The sequence below is a fragment of the Halomonas sp. genome (assembly GCF_033549285.1).
Lineage (GTDB): Bacteria > Pseudomonadota > Gammaproteobacteria > Pseudomonadales > Halomonadaceae > Halomonas.
The window spans coordinates 752-19179 of record NZ_JAWSUJ010000008.1 but is presented as its reverse complement, the minus strand read 5'-3'; the positions used below and the strand labels follow the sequence as shown (position 1 = coordinate 19179).

15 protein-coding genes and 2 pseudogenes (1 of these 17 cut by a window edge) are annotated in these 18428 nt (G+C 57.3%); 7 read left to right on the top strand and 10 right to left on the bottom strand.

What is annotated here, in order from left to right; all coding sequences use genetic code 11:
* Positions 1 to 40: 40 nt before the first annotated feature.
* The 7 genes and pseudogenes from codB to SCI24_RS03190 form a co-directional block, all read right to left on the bottom strand.
* A pseudogene (codB, locus tag SCI24_RS03220) lies at positions 41 to 1300 on the bottom strand (cytosine permease).
* 133 nt (positions 1301 to 1433) lie between these two features.
* A complete protein-coding gene (gene hydA / locus SCI24_RS03215; protein ID WP_318723969.1) occupies positions 1434 to 2873 on the bottom strand; it encodes a dihydropyrimidinase in 1440 nt (479 codons plus the stop codon).
* A 45-nt stretch (positions 2874 to 2918) separates the two neighbouring features.
* The gene (locus SCI24_RS03210; protein WP_318723968.1) at positions 2919 to 4412 is read right to left on the bottom strand and encodes an NCS1 family nucleobase:cation symporter-1; all 1494 of its coding nucleotides are present in this window, start codon (positions 4410 to 4412) and stop codon (positions 2919 to 2921) included.
* Positions 4413 to 4480: 68 nt separating this feature from the next.
* Positions 4481 to 5356: a nitrilase-related carbon-nitrogen hydrolase gene (locus SCI24_RS03205; RefSeq protein WP_318723967.1), complete on the bottom strand. Its 876-nt coding sequence runs from the start codon at positions 5354 to 5356 to the stop codon at positions 4481 to 4483.
* 858 nt (positions 5357 to 6214) lie between these two features.
* On the bottom strand, positions 6215 to 7330 hold the full coding sequence (ald, locus tag SCI24_RS03200; protein WP_318723966.1) for an alanine dehydrogenase: 1116 nt from the start codon (positions 7328 to 7330) through the stop codon (positions 6215 to 6217).
* 74 nt (positions 7331 to 7404) lie between these two features.
* Positions 7405 to 8895, bottom strand: coding sequence for a CoA-acylating methylmalonate-semialdehyde dehydrogenase (locus SCI24_RS03195; protein WP_318723965.1), 1491 nt, complete (start codon positions 8893 to 8895; stop codon positions 7405 to 7407).
* 42 nt (positions 8896 to 8937) lie between these two features.
* On the bottom strand, positions 8938 to 10281 hold the full coding sequence (locus tag SCI24_RS03190) for an aspartate aminotransferase family protein (RefSeq protein WP_318723964.1): 1344 nt from the start codon (positions 10279 to 10281) through the stop codon (positions 8938 to 8940).
* Positions 10282 to 10479: 198 nt separating this feature from the next.
* Between SCI24_RS03190 and SCI24_RS03185 the strand changes: the two genes are divergently transcribed.
* From SCI24_RS03185 to SCI24_RS03170, 5 genes and pseudogenes are all read left to right on the top strand, one after another.
* The gene (locus SCI24_RS03185) at positions 10480 to 11400 is read left to right on the top strand and encodes a LysR family transcriptional regulator (RefSeq protein ID WP_318723963.1); all 921 of its coding nucleotides are present in this window, start codon (positions 10480 to 10482) and stop codon (positions 11398 to 11400) included.
* Between the two features lie 195 nt (positions 11401 to 11595).
* Positions 11596 to 11784: pseudogene (locus tag SCI24_RS21515) on the top strand (aldehyde dehydrogenase family protein); the annotation flags it as partial.
* A gap of 213 nt (positions 11785 to 11997) precedes the next feature.
* On the top strand, positions 11998 to 12963 hold the full coding sequence (locus tag SCI24_RS03180) for a GlxA family transcriptional regulator (RefSeq protein WP_318723962.1): 966 nt from the start codon (positions 11998 to 12000) through the stop codon (positions 12961 to 12963).
* A gap of 103 nt (positions 12964 to 13066) precedes the next feature.
* Complete coding sequence (locus tag SCI24_RS03175; protein ID WP_318723961.1) at positions 13067 to 14287, top strand: TauD/TfdA family dioxygenase; 1221 nt, start codon at positions 13067 to 13069, stop codon at positions 14285 to 14287.
* Between the two features lie 512 nt (positions 14288 to 14799).
* The gene (locus SCI24_RS03170) at positions 14800 to 15057 is read left to right on the top strand and encodes a type II toxin-antitoxin system RelB/DinJ family antitoxin (RefSeq protein ID WP_318723960.1); all 258 of its coding nucleotides are present in this window, start codon (positions 14800 to 14802) and stop codon (positions 15055 to 15057) included.
* 205 nt (positions 15058 to 15262) lie between these two features.
* On the opposite strand, the gene SCI24_RS03165 is transcribed toward SCI24_RS03170, so the two are convergent.
* Both SCI24_RS03165 and SCI24_RS03160 read right to left on the bottom strand, forming a co-directional pair.
* Entirely contained in the window at positions 15263 to 15544 is a 282-nt protein-coding gene (locus SCI24_RS03165; RefSeq protein ID WP_318723959.1) for a helix-turn-helix domain-containing protein, read from the bottom strand.
* Positions 15541 to 15879, bottom strand: coding sequence for a type II toxin-antitoxin system RelE/ParE family toxin (locus SCI24_RS03160; protein ID WP_318723958.1), 339 nt, complete (start codon positions 15877 to 15879; stop codon positions 15541 to 15543). Before SCI24_RS03160 ends, SCI24_RS03165 begins: the two co-directional genes overlap by 4 nt.
* 564 nt (positions 15880 to 16443) lie before the next feature.
* On the opposite strand from SCI24_RS03160, the gene SCI24_RS03155 reads away from it, so the two are divergent.
* Both SCI24_RS03155 and SCI24_RS03150 read left to right on the top strand, forming a co-directional pair.
* On the top strand, positions 16444 to 16713 hold the full coding sequence (locus tag SCI24_RS03155) for a ribbon-helix-helix domain-containing protein (protein WP_318723957.1): 270 nt from the start codon (positions 16444 to 16446) through the stop codon (positions 16711 to 16713).
* The gene (locus SCI24_RS03150) at positions 16713 to 16988 is read left to right on the top strand and encodes a type II toxin-antitoxin system RelE/ParE family toxin (RefSeq protein ID WP_318723956.1); all 276 of its coding nucleotides are present in this window, start codon (positions 16713 to 16715) and stop codon (positions 16986 to 16988) included. The genes SCI24_RS03155 and SCI24_RS03150 overlap by 1 nt, the downstream gene beginning before the upstream one ends.
* A gap of 208 nt (positions 16989 to 17196) precedes the next feature.
* Here the strand turns inward: SCI24_RS03150 and SCI24_RS03145 are convergent, their stop codons facing one another.
* A protein-coding gene (locus SCI24_RS03145; protein ID WP_318723955.1) for an ISL3 family transposase crosses the window boundary here: on the bottom strand, positions 17197 to 18428 show its 3' portion. Its footprint extends 112 nt past the window's final position; 1232 of the gene's 1344 nt are visible here — the last part of the coding sequence; the start codon falls outside the window, past its right edge; its stop codon occupies positions 17197 to 17199.

Sequence of the window (18428 nt, the reverse complement as noted above, 5' to 3'; positions counted from 1 at the left end):
ATATCATGAAATTTATAACATGTTAAATACAACCATCTAGTTATAGACGCTTTATTGCCTCAACTTCTAAAGATTTATCAAAAGCGGCCATCATAACTGCATATGCAATCGCAGCTACCCCTACCCCCACAAGCGGTGGCAATACGGGCGATAGAAATGCAGCAACAGACCCTAACGCATAAGAGCTAAGGCCAATCCAGTTAAAGTTTGGTAAACTCACTTCAGCTATCGGCGGATAGTTACCACGGTGACGAAGCTAAAAATCCGCCATAATAACTCCGCCGAATGGAGGTATGAACGTACCCAAGAGCACAAGGAACGGTATCAACATATTGTACATACCGAATACGGCCAAAATAGTACCTATCAAAGCACCTATAAGAGTTACAATTCTACGATGCCGTGTCCGTATAAGATTACAACCAGCCACAGCAAAATTGTAAATAGTATTATCTTGAGTTGTCCATATATTAAGAAACAACATTAAAACCGCCAGGACAACAAACCCTTGCGCCAGCATAATATCTACAATATCTGCTTGCTGGTAAACAAGTGCACCAAATGCACCAGTAACAACCATTAAGCCATTACCGAAACAAAAAGCAAGCATAGTAGAAATAACTGCGATACGTGGAGACTTTGCAAAACGGCTCCAGTTTGTAGCTTGCGTGCCACCGCTAACAAAGGTTCCAATTATCACCGTGACGGCAGCTGCAAAAGTCATCTCACCACTAGGTGATTTATCTAACAAACCTGAAAAACCACCAACATCAGAAATACCTGTATAGAGGCTAATCAGAATAAAGACCAACATTGCGGGCACGGCAAATCGTGACAACCAGTCGAGCCCCTTATAGCCAATCATAGCCGTCAAACAAAAGGCTATACCAAAAAAAACCATCAGTGGTATTTCAGTCCAACCAGGCAAGCCAGTAGTTTTCACAAGCACAATGGCGATAGTAGCAGTACCCCAAGCGTACCAACCGATTTGAGTGAAACCCAATAGTAGATCAGACAGCTTACTACCAAGCTCACCAAAACAAAATCGCCCCATCAGGACTGAATTTAGACCACTCTTGCAAGCAATATAGGCCAGTCCTGATGCATAAGCTCCCAAAAGTAAATTGCCAACCACTATTGCCAATACTAACTCATTGATACTGAAAGCGGTACCTATGCTCCCACCAGCCCACATGGTGGCCGTAAAGAAGGTAAATCCCATCAACACAACAGAGGTCGAAATTAGTCCCTTACGCGACTCCCAAGGAACCTCACTCAGTGGATAATCAGAACTTTTCATATCAAGTCTCCGCCATTATTATTCATTTTTGCATGGACATCTCTGTGAATTTATTATTATTTTAATGAAGCAATTTAGCGTTATTTATAATAATAACTGGCGGGATAGTATCCCGCCAGCACATCCATATTGACTATCGCTTAACAGCTTGTGGTTCATTGAGTTCCGTTTGGCGAGCGACAGCCTTCATTACTGGAGCAAACGATGGGCGCTTGACATACCGACCGGAGCCCCGGACCGCATTTAGCTCTCCATTTCGCCAGACCAACTTACCGTGACTCAGTGTATGAGAGGGAATCCCTTTGACAGTCCGGCCTTCAAAGATATTGAAGTCAACATTCATGTGATGGGTATCTGCCGAAATGGTTCGCGAACTATGCGGGTCCCAAACCACGATATCCGCATCTGCACCGACAGAAATGCTGCCTTTCTGAGGATAGATATTGAATAGTTTAGCTGTATTGGTAGAAGTAACCGCCACGAACTCATTCGGAGTCAGCCTACCTTTGTTGACCCCCTCGTCCCAGAGGATAGCTAGACGATCTTCTACACCGGCGGTACCATTGGGAATCTTAGTAAAATCATCCCGACCAGCAGCCTTTTGATCCTTGCAAAAACAGCAGTGGTCCGTCGCCGTTGTATGCAAGTTACCCCCTTGAAGACCGTTCCACAGAGCATCCTGATGCTCCTTCGGACGGAAGGGTGGGCTCATCACATGGCCTGCCGCAAAGTCAAAATCCTCGCTCCGATACACACTATCGTCAATCGCCAGATGGCCGGCTAGCACCTCACCGTAGACCCGCTGTCCTGCAGAGCGAGCCCTAGTGATGGCATCCAAAGAATCCTTGCAAGAGACGTGTACGATATAGATGGGAGTGTGCATAGCGTGGGCAACTTGAATCGCACGGTTTGCAGCTTCTCCTTCGACAAAAGGCGGACGGGACAGAGGGTGTGCCTCTGGGCCAGTGATGCCTTTGTCCAGCATCTCCTGCTGAAGTTGATAAACCAGTTCACCGTTTTCTGCATGAACTGTGGGCATGGCCCCAAGCTCCACACAGCGGCGGAAGCTTTTCACCAAAGTTTCGTCATCAGCCATGATGGCGTTCTTGTATGCCATGAAGTGCTTGAAACTGTTCACCCCATGCTCATGCACCAAGGTTTCCATGTCTTCATGAACTGAATCGTCCCACCAGGTAATTGCCACATGGAATGTGTAATCTGCTGCAGCCTTTTCTGCCCACTCCCTCCATTGATTATAAGCCTCCAGGAGGCGCTGACCAGGCTTCGGAATAACGAAATCGATGATGCTTGTGGTACCACCTGCCAGGGCTGCAGCCGTCCCGGTATAAAAGTCGTCACTGGCAACCGTACCCATGAAGGGAAATTGCATGTGCGTATGAGGATCTATCCCCCCAGGCATTACGTACTGGCCACTAGCATCTACCACTTCAGCCGATAAGGGAACATCGAGGTTTTCTCCAATGGCTACAATCTTTCCATCTTCGCAGTATACATCAGAACGAAAAGTATGGTCGGCAGTTACAACAGTGCCACCTTTAATCAAGACGGACATGGATCTCTCCTTTCCTTCTTTTAGAAAAAATTACTGAGGTTATGATCACGGCGTTACATTCGCCGTAGCGGGTTGGTTCATGCGCATCAGTCCCAGATATACGATGGCACCAATTAGGACACCGACAAACCAGGCATAGTTATAGATGGTCGAGAAAAATACAGGAACGCTATCCACAAGTCCTGCCGCCGACAGGAAGCCAGGCAGGTTAGGCAGGACAGCGATGACAAAGGCAAGCCATGCCATCGGGTTCCAACCATTGTTATAGCTATAAATTCCATTGCTCTTAAACAGATCATCATGCGATAACTCTGTTTTACGGAGCAGCAAATAGTCGGCTAACATAATGCCCGCCAACGGACCAAGAAGTGCGGAATAGCCAATCAGCCAGGTAAAGATGTAGGCACCTGTAGTTTCCAGAAGCTTCCAAGGCATGATGGCAATACCCAGGCCGGCGGTGATGTAGCCCCCCATGCGGAAGGTGATTTTTCCCGGCATCAAGTTAGCAAAGCCATTGGCAGGTGCGACCACGTTTGCTGCTAGGTTGGTGGTCACTGTGGCAATGATCAGCGCAAGTAGGGCAATAACGACGGCGAATCCACCCATGCGTTCGGTAATGGCAACCGGATCCCACAAAGCTTCGCCATAAATCACCACGGTGGCAGAAGCTACAGCCACGGCGATGAAGGCCAGGATTGCCATAGGGATCGGCAGACCCAGCGCCTGACCTACGAGCTGATGCCGCTGACTCTTGGCGAACCTGGTAAAATCAGGAATGTTTAAAGCTAGGGTCGCCCAGAAACCAACCATTGCAGTCAAGCCCGGCCAGAAAGCTAGCCAAAACTCGCCTTCCCGGGACCCGCCCTCAACGAATTCCGATGGCGTAGACAGCATAGAGCCGAAACCACCTGCCTTCGTGACAGCCCAGATTAACAGCCCAAAGCACATAGCAATGAGGAAAGGGGCCGCATAGGTTTCCAGGAAACGAATCGACTCTGTGCCACGCGCAATGAAGTAGACGTGCATGCCCCAAGAGGCCAAGAAGCAGAAGAGCTGCGCCAAATCGATCCCTACCAACGGTATGGGATCACCCACCAACGCGCTGTCGGTAAGGATATTGAGAATAGCATAGATGGCAGAGCCGCCTATCCAGGTCTGGATACCGAACCATCCGCAGCCCACAACGCCACGCATCATGGCAGCCAACTTGGCACCAGATGTGCCGAAGGAAGCCCTAAGCAGAACCGGGAATGGAATTCCATGCTTGGTTCCTGCGTGTCCCAGCAGCAACATGGGAATAAGAATAATGGTGTTGGCAAGGAAAACGGTCAGTACCGCCTGCCACCACGACATTCCCTCGGGTATAAGGCTTGCCGCTAGCATGTAAGCCGGCACACAGACCACCATCGATACCCACAAACTGGCAATATTTAGCCAGGACCAGGTACGACCTTCTTTTCCAACAGGCTCCAAGTCCTCATTCCACAACTCAGGGCTATAACCAGCTTTAATCTCAGTTTTACTATTTGCCTCGCTCATGATTCAGCTCGCTGTGTTGTTTTTGTGATGCCCGGGCGGATTTTTACCCGGCTTAGACTTACATTACCTCAATCATTGACCAATTCATTATAAGACTCCGGCCGACGATCCCGGAAGAACTGCCATCCCTTGCGGACCTCTCGGATCATATCCAAATCAATCTCATGAACAAGTAGCTCATCGTTATCCTCGCTGGCCTGAGCTTCAATCTGCCCCATAGGATTGACGATATAACTGGACCCATAGAACTCGCCCATCTTGTCGTCCCAAGGAGACTCTTGACCTACTCGGTTAATTGCACCGATAAACACGGCATTGGCAGCCGCAGATGCCGGTTGCTCAAGCTCCCAAAGATAACGGCTCTTTCCCTTCACTGTGGCAGAAGGATTTACAATATACTCTGCACCGTTGAGCGCGAGGGCACGCCACCCTTCGGGGAAATGGCGGTCATAGCAGATATAGACACCCAGCTTGCAGTAAGCGGTATCAAAAACTGGATAGCCGCAATTGCCTGGTTTGAAGTAGAGCTTCTCCCAGAATCCCGGCGCGGTGTCGGGAATATGGTTCTTACGATATTTTCCGAGATAGCTGCCATCCGCATCGATAACCGCTGCAGTGTTGTAGAAGACACCCGGCAAGTCTTCCTCATAGATCGGTACCACGATGACCATGCGATGCTTCTTGGCATATTCCTGCATCAACTTAGTAGTCGGTCCATCAGGAATATTTTCTGCTGAGTCGTACCATTTTTTATCTTGACTTGGACAAAAATAAGGCTGTGTGAATACTTCCTGGAAGCAGAGAACTTGTACTCCCTGCTTTCCCGCCTCGTCAATCAGGGGCAGGTGCGCCTCGATCATCTTGTCTCGGATTTGGTCCGGGCTCATCGAGGTATCACCTTTCAGAGACATCTGGATCAGACCACACTTCACTTTATTAGGCATACTTTGACCTCATTATTGAATTTATTAGCTTGCTATTATTATGCCAGGCAACCCACTTTTCTATTCGGAAAAAATGCCCCATCTCTCGGGCTCTACTCTCTCCAGAGCCGTTATTAGAGAAGCCATGTATAGCTATGTCCTGAAATTAGGACATACGATATACCCTACATTGAGACACCACTAGTGCATCGAACTGACGTACATAGCTTTTATAAGTCATTGATATAAAAGGTATTCATAATTTCATATCGGCCCCATCTCATGTTGTGTTTATTTTTTACCTACTGGTAAAGGTAAAAGCCATATCCGGGTTGGTCAAGAATTTTTTTCCATATGGTAAAGAATTTTTTTCTGCCCCGCTCCAGGTCATGTCGCCACTCTCCGCCCCAAAGATACGTAGGGATTTTCGAGGCGCTTCCAAGCCATTTCCGTGCCCGATCCGGGGAGGTTGACGTTCCATGTTCACTACGCATCACCGTTCCATCTCCTGCACTTCTGGCGTCGGTGACAGCTTGTGCGAAGGGACTTCCTACGTGAAACGCTCTCCTTTACCTATTTTTCCTAGAGCCAGGATGGCGACCCACACATTGTCAACAATCATGCAAAACAGACACACCCGTGCCTTCATGCTCATATAAAGGGTGCGAAATTTTCTAGCCAGCACAAAGCGGACGACCCTGCTCGACGCCTATGACAAGCGAGATGCGATATTTCAAGAGAGGGATTTTTTTACAGGCTGGAGAATAGGCTTGTCATACACACCAATATCAGTGAGTACTGGTTCCTGAACATCCCTCCCCACCGGCAAGGATTGTTGCAGGTGGGGCGAAATGCCGGTAATTGACTACTGGGCTCCAGTTACTTCAACAGTGCCGCAGGACTAACGCTCTTCATACCAAAGGCTTCTGCTACCGCAGCGTAGGTTACTTGACCGTTGTGGACGTTGAGGCCAGCCGCGAAGTGCTCATTTTCGGCCAATGCTTGCTGCCAGCCCTTATCGGCCAGAGCGATGACGAACGGGAGGGTGGCGTTGGTCAACGCCTGAGTCGAGGTCCGAGCCACGGCGCCCGGCATGTTGGCTACACAGTAATGAACGATGCTGTCTACTACATAGGTTGGCTCAGCATGGGTTGTGGCCTTGCTGGTCTCGAAACATCCGCCCTGGTCGATGGCTACGTCCACCAGTACGCTGCCAGGCTTCATGTCAGCGAGCATGTCGCGTGTAATCAATTTAGGCGCGGCAGCCCCAGGGATCAGCACGGCCCCGATGATCAGGTCACACTCGCGTACCGCCTCATCGATGGCGTCAGCGGTGGAGAAAACCGTCTTCATGCGACCCTGGTAGCGGTCATCAAGGGTTTCGAGCCGCGGGATAGATTTGTCCAGCACCGAGACCTCGGCGCCGAGGCCGAGGGCCATGCGTGCGGCGTTCTCTCCCACCACTCCACCCCCGATTACGGCCACCTTGGCCGGCGCGACGCCCGGCACGCCGGGCAGCAGTACCCCAGCGCCGCTCTGGGCCTTTTCCAGGCTATGGGCGCCCGCCTGCACGGCCATGCGACCAGCAACGGTGCTCATCGGTGCCAGTAAAGGCAGACCGCCCTGGCGGTCGGTGATGGTCTCGTAGGCAATACAGGTCGCGCCACTATCTATCAGCCCGCGAGTAAGCGACTCCTCAGCGGCCAGATGGAGATATGTGAACAGGGTCTGACCATCCCTCAGTCGCGCGACCTCCTCAGGCTGCGGCTCCTTCACTTTTAGGATCAGCTCGGCCGTGTCCCATACCTTCGCGACGTCCGCCTCGATCCGCGCACCGGCGGCTTCGAAGGATGCGTCAGGAAAGCCCGCTCCCTCGCCCGCCCCAGTCTGAACCGTGACTACATGACCACGGCCAACCAGTTCGCGGGCTCCGGTGGGGGTCAGGGCTACACGATATTCGTGGTTTTTAATTTCCTTGGGAATGGCAATCTGCATGATTGTTCTCTCTTATTAGGGTGCAGAGCACATAACGCTATTGTTATGTGCTCGTGTTCATAGCCCTGAGGCGCTTATGAAGGGAAAGAGAATTGCGCGCCTTCGCGGACCCCGGCCGACGGCCAGCGCTGAGTGATGGTCTTGCGCTTGGTGTAGAAGCGCGCCGCATCGGGGCCATAGGCGGCCAAGTCGCCGAACAACGAACGTTTCCAGCCGCCGAAGCTGTGGTAGGAGACCGGCACCGGCAGCGGCACGTTGATGCCCACCATGCCCACTTGGATACGATCGCTGAAGTAACGTGCCGCTTCACCGTCGCGGGTATAGATGCACGTGCCGTTACCGTACTCGTGATCGTCGATCAGCTGCATAGCCTCATGCATCGAACCAACGCGCACCACCAGCAGCACCGGTCCGAAGATCTCTTCTTGATAGCAGGTCATCTCTGGAGTCACGTGGTCGATCAGGGTCCCCCCCACATAGAAGCCGTGCTCATGCCCCGGCACCTGCACGCCGCGACCATCGACAACAATCTTAGCCCCCTGCTGTTCGGCGCTATCGATATAGCCGCAGACCTTCTCTAGGTGTGCCTTGGTGATCACCGGGCCGAAGTCGTTGCTCTTGTCGGAGAAGGGGCCGACCTTGAGCGACTTCATCTGTTCTTGCATCTTGGCGATCAGTGCATCAGCGGCCTCATCGCCCACAGCCACCGCGACAGAGAGCGCCATGCAGCGTTCGCCCGAAGAACCGAAGGCCGCTCCATTCAGGGAGTTGACCACGTTGTCCATGTCGGCATCGGGCATGACGATGGCATGATTCTTGGCACCGCCAAGGGCCTGGCAGCGCTTCCCGTTGGAGCTTGCCCGGGAATAGATATATTCGGCAATCGGCGTGGAACCAACGAAGCTGACGGCCTGCACGCGAGAGTCGTCGAGCAGGGTGTCGACGGCTTCCTTGTCACCGTTGACAACGTTCAGCACGCCAGCAGGCAGACCCGCCTCCATTGCCAGCTCGGCGATGAAAAGAACCGATGTCGGATCCCGCTCAGAGGGCTTGAGCACGAAGGTGTTGCCGCAGGCGATGGCCATGGGATACATCCACAGAGGAACCATGGCGGGAAAGTTGAAGGGGGTGATGCCGGCAACGACACCCAGCGGCTGGAACTCGCTCCATGAGTCAATGCTGGGACCGGTGTTCTTGCTGTGTTCGCCTTTGAGCAGCTCGGGGGCACCGCAGGCATACTCCACGTTCTCAATTCCGCGCGCCAGCTCCCCCCGGGCATCATGCACGATCTTCCCGTGCTCCTGGCCGACCAGGCGGACGATCTCGTCGGCATGCTCCTCCAGCAGCTGCTTGAAGCGGAACATTACGCGGGCACGCTTGGCGGGGGGGGTGTCGCGCCAGGCCGGATAGGCAGCCTGCGCGGCGCCAATCGCCTCTTCAACGGTAGCCTTGCTGGCAAGGCTCACCTGGCCGGCAACCTCACCGTTGGAGGGATTGAAAATGTCCTGAGTGCGCCCGTCGCGCTCGATACGAACGCCGTTGATCATATGGCCGAGTGTTGTCATGAATTGCCTCTAGTTTGGTCTGTCAGAGTTATGGTTTTCAGCTCAGTTCAGTTCACCGATGGCTTCGCCAATCGCATTTATAACCTGATCGATCTCCTCACGCTCGACAATGAAGGGCAGGCCGAGCTGAATGGTGTCGCCGCCGTAGCGCACGTAGAAGCCTTTCTCCCAGCACTTCATGGCGATCTCGTAGGGTCGGCGAGTCGGCTCGCCGGGATAGGGCTCAATCTGCAGGGCACCGGCAAGTCCATAGTTTCGGATATCGCTGATATAGCGGGTACCCTTAAGACCGTGCAGCGCGTCCTCAAAGACTGGGCTCATCTCACGCACTCGGTCGATCAGGCGCTCCTGCTCAAGCACATCTAAGGTTGCCAGGGCCGCGGCACAAGCCACCGGGTGGCCCGAATAGGTATAGCCATGGGGAAGTTCAAGCATGTAGTCGGGGCCGCCCTGCTCCATGAAGGTGTGATAAATCTCGCTCTGCACGATCACACCGCCCATCGGAACCGCCCCGTTAGTCAACTGCTTGGCGAAGTTCATTATGTCGGGGGTGACGCCAAACTCCTCGGCCCCGGTCATGGCGCCCATGCGACCGAAGGCGGTGATAACCTCATCGAAGATCAGCAGAATGTCGTGCTGGTCACAAATCTCGCGCAGTCGCTGCAAATAGCCCTTGGGTGGCGGAATGACACCTGCGGAACCGGCCAGTGGCTCGACAATCACTGCAGCGATATTGGAAGCATCGTGGAGAGCGATCAGCTCCAGCAATTCATCGGCACGCTCTGCGCCAGTTTCCGGCATGCCTCTGGTGAAGACATTCTCCGGTATCAGGGTATGGGGCAGGTGATCGGCATCGACCCCCTGTCCATACAGCGCGCGATTAGCACCGATACCGCCCACGCTGAAACCGCCAAAATTGACTCCATGGTAGCCTTTGGCACGACCGATCAACTTGGTCTTGGTTGGCTTTCCCTTCTTGCGCCAGTAGGCACGGGCAATTTTCAGAGAGGTGTCAGCGCTCTCAGAACCAGAGCCCGTGAAGAAGGTGTAATCCAGGCCGGCAGGCGTCAGCTCGCGCAGACGATGGGCCAACTCGAAGGCCTTGGGATGGCCGAACTGAAAGGCAGGGGCGTAGTCCAGCTCGCGCAACTGGCGGCTTACGGCGTCGGCGATCTCTGAACGGGAGTGCCCGGCCCCACAGGTCCAGAGTCCAGAGAGGCCATCGAAGACCTGGCGGCCTTGGGCATCGGTCAGATAGCTGCCCTTGGCCCCCACGATGATGCGCGGATCCCGCTTGAACTGGCGGTTGCCGGTGTAGGGCATCCAGTAAGCATCTATCTGCTCGGCGCTGAGTCCGGCGGCATAGGGAAATTCTCGAGCTGACATGGCGTTACCCCTGTTGTTCTTGCCATTGACGAAGGTTTCGTGATTCAGGCTAGACCTCACCTTTGATCAGATAAATCAAAAGGTGTTGAATTTCATTCAACCATTTGCTTAACTTTATAGCCTCGTCTGGCTAACCTGCGAGAAACCGACTTTGCTCAGCGGAAACGCCGTGGGAGGAACAGATGATGGATGAGGCACATGTCACACCGTAAGACCACGCCCATGGGCCAACCTGGCGACGCCGACCTGCGTTTGCTGAGAATCTATCGAAAGGTGGTTGAGTGCGGTGGATTCTCAGCCGCCGAGATCGAGCTGGGCATCAGTCGAGCTGCCATCAGTATGGCGATGAGCGATCTGGAAACTCGCCTCGGCCTGCGCCTCTGTCAGCGAGGCCGCAGCGGTTTTGCCCTAACCGAGGAGGGAGCGGAAGTATACGAAGCATCGCTCCAGCTCCTAGCATCGGTGGAAGGCTTCCGAACACGCGTCAACGGTCTGCATTCGAGACTCAAGGGCGAGCTCAATATCGGCATCACTGACAACCTGGTAACCATGCCCGAGATGCACATCACCCACGCCCTTAGCGCGCTCAAGGAGCGAGGTCCCGATGTGCGCATTAATATCCGTATGATTCCGCCTAGCGATATCGAGCTAGCCGTGCTTGACGGCCGTTTGCATACTGGGGTGGTACCGGCCCTCAAGACTCTACCGGGGCTGGACTATCTTTCACTGTATGAGGAAGCCTCACAGCTCTACTGCTCGGCCGAGCATCCTCTATTCAAATCTGCGGACATCACCACTAAGACTTTGGCCAGCTACGACGCCGTTGTTCCCGCCTATGCACAGACCCCTGAGATCAAGGCTATCCATGAGCCCCTCAAGGCTGCCGCCTCGGCGACCGACCGGGAAGGCATCGCCTTTCTTATCCTCTCGGGCCGCTATATCGGCTATCTACCCACCCACTATGCCGAAAGGTGGGTCCGTGACGGACGCATACACGCCTTGAACCCTGAGCGCTGGCACTATCTCACCCACTACAGCGCCATAACCCGTAAAGGGGCCCAGCCCAACCTGGTGCTGGAGAGTTATCTCGAGGAACTTGAGCGCTTGGTTAGCAAGTGAACTGGGACACACATCACCGCCAACCGCGTACTCCGTGCCTCTTCGTCGTTGGGTTTGGAACTCTCCCCCTGGGCTTGGCCAGGATATGACCTCCACGACGACAGGAAGCTTGGCATGGACGGCACGCAAGTTCTGCCCCTCGGCCTGGGCCCTGAGGCACCCTAGATTCTCAAAGATCAGGACCTCGACACCTCCTTGTCGCACCCACCACTGCCTGGATCAGTCAAGGGCGTCGCTCTTGCTGGCCAGGGAACATTCAAAGGGTATCGTGCGATCACTCCCAGGAACTTGCCCCTGGTCAACAGGGCCTGGAAGCTGGCGCTGGCTCTCGCTGCCGACTGCCCGGTTGTGTTCAAGCCCTCGGAGGTCACGCCCCTGCCAGAGCGAAGGTTCTTCGTAGCGGCGCGTCTCTATCGTGTCGTGCCGACCAGCAGCCGCCTTGCCACTGAGCGGCGTCATCCCGGTGATGACCGCCGGGGTGGTGCCCGCGCTGTTCTGCGAGACCCGCCGAACCAGACGCGACTCTCAGCGAGCCGGACGGCACATCCCTGCGGGGTGCTGCCTCAGGCCGGTGCCTGGTCTATCCTCATTCAGATCATGAGACTCCAGCCTCCCGACACTGTCCCCGAGCGCATCGGCTTCCTGCTGCTGCCGCGCTTCGCCATGGTGGCCTTCTTCTCGGCCATCGAGCCGCTGCGCATCGCCAACCGCATCGGCGGCCGGACGCTGTTCGAATGGGAGCTTATCAGCCGCGATGGCGAGCCGGTGGTGGCTTCCAACGGCATGCCCCTGGCGACCACCTGCGCGTTGGCCAAGGCATCGATCACGCCGAGCCTGGCGGTATGTGCCAGCTTCGAGCCCGAGCACGGCATCGATGACGAGCTGACCGCCTGGCTGCGCGAGCGTGCCGCGGCCGGCTGCGTGCTGGGCGGCATGGATACCGGCTGCTATGCGCTGGCCGCTGCCGGGCTGCTCGATAACCAGACAGTGACCCTGCACTGGGAGTCACTGCCCGACTTCCGGGCCCGGTTTCCTCGGGTCGACGCCGTGGAGTCGCTTTACGAGGTTACCGCCGAGGGCTTCTCCTGCGCCGGCGGCAGCGCCGCCATCGACATGAGCCTCGACCTGATCCAGCGCCGCCATGGCGAGGTGCTGGCCGACCGGGTCCGGGAGCAACTGATCCACGACCAGGGGCGCCAACCGGCCAGCCGCCAGCGTGGCCGTCCAGGCCAGGACGTTGATCCCATCCTCAATCGCGCTATCGCCCTTATGGAAGCCCACCTGGAAGCACCGCTGAGCATCCAGTCGGTGGCCGAGGAGTTGGGGCTCGGCTGGCGAGGCCTGGAGCGCCTCTTCGAGCGCTCCCTGGCCTGCACGCCTCAGCGATACTACGTTGAACTCCGTCTGACCCATGCCCACCGGCTGCTGCTAGAGACGCGACACCCGGTCATCCAGATCGCGCTGGCCTGCGGCTTCGCCTCGGCCTCCAGCTTCACTCGCGCCTTCCACCGCCACCATGGCGTGACGCCCAGCCAGCTTCGGCGGCGTCACCGGCCGGGCTGAGTGTCGAATTGGGCACAGTTCCTGTCGAATCGGGTCGCATGAGGCCCCGCCTTGACGGGCACCCTGTGGGGTACCGCAACGCCACCGGGAGCCCCAACCTGCCATGACCTCGCTACCCCTGACCCCCGACTACGATGCCTGGCCCATCGAGGCCGACCTCGAGGCCGTCTCCTTCACGCCGCGCCTGGTGACGGTGCGCTGGAGCGACGGACGTGAAAGCCGCTACCACGGCGTCTGGCTGCGCGAGAACGCCGCCGACGACACCACCGTCAACCCGGCGACCCGCGAGCGCATCCTGGATCTCTCCACCCTGCCCGCCTGGCCGGAGATCGCCGGTGCCGAGATCGACGATGCCGGCGCGCTGTGCGTGGACTTCGCCCTCGAGGATCGTCGACTGCGCTTCCATCCCGGCTGGCTGCGTGCCCACGACTACGACAACGCCGAGGATCCCGAGGCGCCGCTGGTACCGGTGACGACCTGGGAGGGCGGCCCCGGGGAAGGCCCGGACAGCCTCGACGCCGCGGGGCTGCTCGATACCGAGCCGGGCAGCGAGGACGAGGAGGCGATCCTCGCCCCGGCGCTTACGAGCGTTCTGGGCAAGGGGCTGGTGCGGTTGCGTGGCCTGCCCACCGAGCCCGATTCGCTGGAGGCCATCGCCCGGCGCATCGGCCCGGTGCGGCCCACCAACTTCGGGCTGCTGTTCGACGTCAAGGCCAAACCGGACCCGGACTCCAACGCCTACACCGCCATCGCCCTGCCGCCCCATGTGGACCTGCCGACCCGGGAATACCAGCCAGGGCTGCAGATGCTGCACTGCCTGGAGAACAGCGTGGAAGGTGGCGAGGCGGTGATGCTCGACGGCTTCGCCGTGGCCGAGGCGCTGCGCGAGCGCGACCCCGAGGCCTTCACCACCCTGACCCGGGTGCGCTGGTGCTACGCCAACACCGCCAGGACCACCGACTACGTCTGGTTCACCCCGATGATCCGCCTCGACGAGCGCGGCGAGCTGCTCGAAGTGCGCATCGCCGACTTCCTGCGCGGTCCCCTGCAGGCACCGTTCGAGGAGGTCGAGCCGGCCTATGAGGCGCTGATGACACTGCAGCGCATGCTGCATGAGCCCGAGTTCGCCATCCGCTTCACCTATGCGCCGGGGGACCTGGTGATCTTCGACAATCGCCGCCTGCTGCATGCCCGCGATGCCTTCGAGGGCGCCAGCGGCCACCGCTGGCTGCAGGGCTGCTACATGGAGCGCGACGAGATCCGCTCGCGCTACCGCATGGTATTGCGCTCGCGGCGTCAGCGGCGGGTCGCCGCCGGGGCCTGAGGCCCCTCCCCTGGCGGCCTGCCTATAACAGTAAAGCGATAGCGGTCCGTATCATCGCGCTCGACGCGACCGGCGACCCCGGGGGATGTCTACCCAGGTGGCCAGATCCAGACATAGGCACGTCGACTAGACGTCATCCTCGATGGGCTCTTGGGGCAAGCGGCGAACCCGCTTGGGAAGCAACGTCAAGCGCTCCCGCTGTGTCGCCTGTTAGCGTTTCGGTGTGTCCGGGTCATCGGTGAACAGAGAAACGCCGACCAGCGCCGCGGCTTCGAACCAAGTTCCGATGGCTACTCGGGGAGAGCCCTTGGCGACCTGATGGATCGTGACCACGCCGACGACAACCCGCTCAGTGAACTCGTCGGGATCCCCCCCTTACGAAGCCTTCCCTATTTGATCATCCGGGACCCTACATATAAAGAAATAGTGTAAGTCTTTCTACGCAAAGGCAAGGTGGCGTACTCCGGCTATAATGTAGCTACAAAGTGGCTACGAAATAGAAGGAGAGAATCATGAGTGCTGATACCGTGGTCCGAGCCCGCATCGACAGCGAAACCAAAGAGCGCGCCACCGCTGCCCTGGAGGCCATGGGCCTGTCCGTGTCCGACGCCATACGCCTGCTGATGCTGCGGATCGCCGACGAAAAGCGCCTGCCGTTTGCCGTGCAGGTGCCAAACGCCACTACGGCCAAGACTCTGGAAGAGCTGGAAGCCGGCAAGGGCAAGCGCTTTGATAGCGCGGATGCGCTGTTCGAGGATCTGGGCATCTGATGCTAACCCCGTACGTTCCAGCCAGATCAAGCGAGATGTGAAGCGGGTCCACAAACGCGGCAAGGACATGGATAAGCTGCGGTGCTTGCTGGGCCTGCTGCTCGTGCAAGCTCCCTTGCCGGCATGACTGCTCCTTACCATAAATCAAAGGGTTATGCACCGTCATGGGATGATATTCTTTTGTTATCCCACAAGGTGGGTTTTCTTACGCGGCATCTAGTACGCGCATTTCGACATGCAGCCCCGCTGCGACCACCATGTTCACCAGCGTATCGAGGCTAAACAGGTGGATTTTGCCACGCATCAGATCGGACACCCTGGGCTGAGTGACGCCCAGCCGCTTAGCGGCTTCGCCCTGGGTCCAGCCCTGCCGGGTAATGTGCTGCTCAAGGGCCATCATAAGACCGGAGCGAAGCTTCATGTTTTCCGCTTCGGCAGCAGTGTCCTCGATGGCGTCCCACACGCTGTCGAATGTCTCATTACTCATTGTGTCACCTCGCTTAGCAAGGCGCGGTACCTGGCTTCGGCCAGGTCGAGATCCGCCTTACTCGTCTTCTGGGTTTTCTTCTGGAAGCAGTGGAGGACATAGACAGCCTCGGCGAGCTTGGCGACGTAGATCACCCGAAACGCCCCGTTAGCGTCTCTGATGCGAATTTCCCGCACGCCTTGGCCAACGATAGCCATTGGCTTCCAGTCTTTCGGCTCAAGCCCCCGTTGCACCTTGTCGAGCTGGTATCCCACTTCCTGTCGGGCTGTCGCTGGGAACGCTCGGAGGTCGGCTAGGGCGCTACCTCGGAAATTTAGGGGTTTGTGTTCTGACATGCCGTGATTATACAAGGTTTTATATGAATCGCAATGTAGAGAGGCTCCGCGACGCGACCAGAGACCACGGGGGATGTCTGCCCGGGAAGCCATAACCAGACGTAGGCACGTCGACGAGACGTCATCATCGATGGGCGCTTGGGGGCGCGGCGAACCCGCTTGGGAAGCAACGTCACTCGCTCCTGCGGTGCCGGCGCTGCGCGTTTCAGTGTGTTCGGGTCATCGGTGAACAGCGACACGCCTACCAGCGCCGCGGCTTCAACGTCAGTCCCCATGGCCGCTCGGGGGGGGAGCCCTTGGCGACCTGACGGATCGTGACCACGCCGACGACAACCCCACTCAGCGAACTTTGTGAGATGAAAACAAAGTGTCATCCTTAGGAATAAAGTTTCATTCGCGGGTGAACATAGAGTTTCATTCTAATACGCAAATACTGAGTCACCCATTCATACCGGACCGTCCTGATGCCAGTTAGGGCATAGCTCAACCTGACAATTCAGCTTGACGATACATAATTATTTACTATGATTAAGATTGAATCGTTCTGATGCAAAGGAGGTCACGATGGCCACCACCAAAACTCGATCCGTTACCGCCCACGTCCCTGTAGAGCTGGCCGAGCGAGTCGATGAAATTGCCAACCGTCTGGATCGCTCCAAAAACTGGATCGTCAAGCAAGCCCTGGCCGCCTGGCTTGACCAAGAAGAGGAGCGCGACCGCCTGACCCGCGAGGCTCTGACCGATGTGGATATCGGTCATGTCATCGACCATCAGGCCGTGCAGGCCTGGGCCGACAGTTTGAGCACTGATACCCCGCTGCCAGTGCCACGCTGATGGAATTGAAGTGGACGAGCAAGGCCCTATCCGATCTGGTACGCCTCTACGAGTTCTTGGCACCAGTGAATCAGCCCGCAGCGGCCCGCACGGCGCAGCAGCTCACAGCTGCACCAACCACCCTGCTGACCAACCCGCGTATCGGCGAGCTTCTGGAAGAATTCGAGCCGCGTGACGTGCGGCGGATTCTGGTCGGCCATTACGAGATGCGCTACGAGATCACGGATTCCACCATCTATCTGCTACGTCTGTGGCATACCCGTGAGGACCGCTAGCCTTGGATGCGAGTCATGCCTAGCCGCGCCACTCAAGCCGGCGCGGCTGATTGTGGACGAGAAGCTGCACTTGGCCCGTACCGGCAGCCTCGCTGATCATACCTGCGCGAGAAAGGATGATACTTTACCTTGCAGCCTGGCTGCCCATGACCATAAATCAAAGGGTTACCCCCACCATAGGATGATATTCTTTTGGTTCTTCGTCGCTTCACGTGGATTTGGCCTGATCGAACAGGCGGCCCACCGGGCTGCCAATCAGGTAGATCATGGCGATGAAGTTGGCCTCGTTCCGGTAACCGCGTGCGCGTGACCGAGCCGCCTGGAACAGGCCGTTCATGCCTTCCAGTCGGGCGTTGGTCAGTCCCGAGATCCACCGCCTGACCACCGCGTCGGCGTGCCGCTCCAGCGTCGCCAGGGCCTTCCCCATCGGCTTCAGGAAAGGCTTCTCCGAAACCGCCGCCTTCATGACCTTGAGGTAGTTCGTGATACGCCACCGAGCCGCCCGCGGTGTCGGGGCCTTCTGGATCCAGCGCAGCTTCTCCTTGATCACCCAGGCGTCGGACGTGGCGCTCTGGTCGGCCACCAGTTCCTGGAGCGCCGCCAGCTGCTTGGGCGTCAGGTTCTCGTTGTCCAGGCTCTTCAGCAGGGCCCAGCGCAGCGACTTGGGGTGCCCCTGCTCCCGGCGCTCCTTCTTGCGCACCTCGTCCAGCCGCTTGGTGAAAGTCTGCACGATATGGAACCCGTCGACCGTGACGTCGGCCTTGGGAAGATGCTCGGCCACGCCGCTGAGGAAGGCCTGTGACATGTCGCACACGACCTCGACCACGTTGTCCGGATCGCCGCCATGGGCCGCCAGGAAGGTGCTGAAGGCCTTGATGGTGCCCTTGCCGTGGCCGGGGACGGCGAAGATCACCGGCTCCTGCTTGCGCTGCATGTCGAGGAACACCGTCACGTAACGCTGGCCGCGCCGAGAGGCGGTTTCGTCGACGCCGACGGTGGCCACGTTGCCCAGATCCAGTTCCCCCAGCATCCGGCCGACGTAGTGGTGCACGATGCGCCACAGGCGCTTGTCGGAGATCTCCAGCTGCCGGGAGACGGCCAGTACCAGCATCTCCTTGACCAACGACATGGCGGCTTGCTCGAACAGCAGGGTGAAGTCGCTGCCCGGTCGCGCCCAGGGCACCTCGATGCGCTTGACGCCATGCTCAGGGCACTTGGTGCGAGGCACCCGGGCGTGCAGGTAACAGTGATGCTGGAAGAAGTTCAGGTGCCGCCATGTCTTGTCGGCAAAGTCGTGGGCCGGCCAGGCCTTACCGCACTCGGGGCAGAGGTAGAGGCTGCCTCGCTCGGCTTCGACATAGAGATCGAGGCGGTGAGGCGACACGGCGGTATCCAGGTGCTGGTCCTTGAGGATCCAGGGCGCTTCCAGGCCCAGGGTCA

Coding starts and splice junctions, on each gene's coding strand:
- SCI24_RS03150 (WP_318723956.1), top strand. CDS start 16,713: ATGGAATTGAAGTGGACGAGCAAGGCCCTATCCGATCTGGTACGCCTC.
- SCI24_RS03180 (WP_318723962.1), top strand. CDS start 11,998: ATGAGACTCCAGCCTCCCGACACTGTCCCCGAGCGCATCGGCTTCCTG.
- SCI24_RS03160 (WP_318723958.1), bottom strand. CDS start 15,879: ATGTCAGAACACAAACCCCTAAATTTCCGAGGTAGCGCCCTAGCCGAC.
- SCI24_RS03175 (WP_318723961.1), top strand. CDS start 13,067: ATGACCTCGCTACCCCTGACCCCCGACTACGATGCCTGGCCCATCGAG.
- SCI24_RS03165 (WP_318723959.1), bottom strand. CDS start 15,544: ATGAGTAATGAGACATTCGACAGCGTGTGGGACGCCATCGAGGACACT.
- SCI24_RS03170 (WP_318723960.1), top strand. CDS start 14,800: ATGAGTGCTGATACCGTGGTCCGAGCCCGCATCGACAGCGAAACCAAA.
- SCI24_RS03185 (WP_318723963.1), top strand. CDS start 10,480: ATGTCACACCGTAAGACCACGCCCATGGGCCAACCTGGCGACGCCGAC.
- SCI24_RS03210 (WP_318723968.1), bottom strand. CDS start 4,412: ATGAGCGAGGCAAATAGTAAAACTGAGATTAAAGCTGGTTATAGCCCT.
- ald (WP_318723966.1), bottom strand. CDS start 7,330: ATGCAGATTGCCATTCCCAAGGAAATTAAAAACCACGAATATCGTGTA.
- SCI24_RS03155 (WP_318723957.1), top strand. CDS start 16,444: ATGGCCACCACCAAAACTCGATCCGTTACCGCCCACGTCCCTGTAGAG.
- SCI24_RS03190 (WP_318723964.1), bottom strand. CDS start 10,281: ATGTCAGCTCGAGAATTTCCCTATGCCGCCGGACTCAGCGCCGAGCAG.
- SCI24_RS03195 (WP_318723965.1), bottom strand. CDS start 8,895: ATGACAACACTCGGCCATATGATCAACGGCGTTCGTATCGAGCGCGAC.
- SCI24_RS03205 (WP_318723967.1), bottom strand. CDS start 5,356: ATGCCTAATAAAGTGAAGTGTGGTCTGATCCAGATGTCTCTGAAAGGT.
- hydA (WP_318723969.1), bottom strand. CDS start 2,873: ATGTCCGTCTTGATTAAAGGTGGCACTGTTGTAACTGCCGACCATACT.